Source organism: Psychrobacter sp. S1-30-MNA-CIBAN-0213 (assembly GCF_040309845.1).
Lineage (GTDB): Bacteria > Pseudomonadota > Gammaproteobacteria > Pseudomonadales > Moraxellaceae > Psychrobacter.
Genome location: NZ_JBEOPE010000138.1, coordinates 1 through 250 on the forward strand (window position 1 = coordinate 1; position 250 = coordinate 250).

Annotated in this window: 1 pseudogene; it reads left to right on the forward strand. The window is 43.6% G+C overall.

The features are described 5' to 3' along the window. Nucleotides 1-250: pseudogene (locus tag AAEY87_RS14250) on the forward strand (UDP-N-acetylmuramate:L-alanyl-gamma-D-glutamyl-meso-diaminopimelate ligase); the annotation flags it as partial.

A 250-nucleotide genomic window follows, 5' to 3' on the forward strand; every position in this document is an offset into this window, starting at 1 on the left:
TCCACGTACTGCTATTTTGAATAACCTTGAGTTTGATCATGCAGATATTTTTGCAGATCTCAATGCAATACAAACTCAGTTCCACCATATGGTGCGCATGATTCCCAGCACTGGCAAAATCATCATGCCAGCCGCGACCATCAGTTTAGAAGATACGCTAGCAAAAGGGGTTTGGACACCTATCTGGCGTACTGCTGTCATCGACTCTACTTTAGCTGATACCAGTGAAAATACGCGTGCTCTAAAAGAT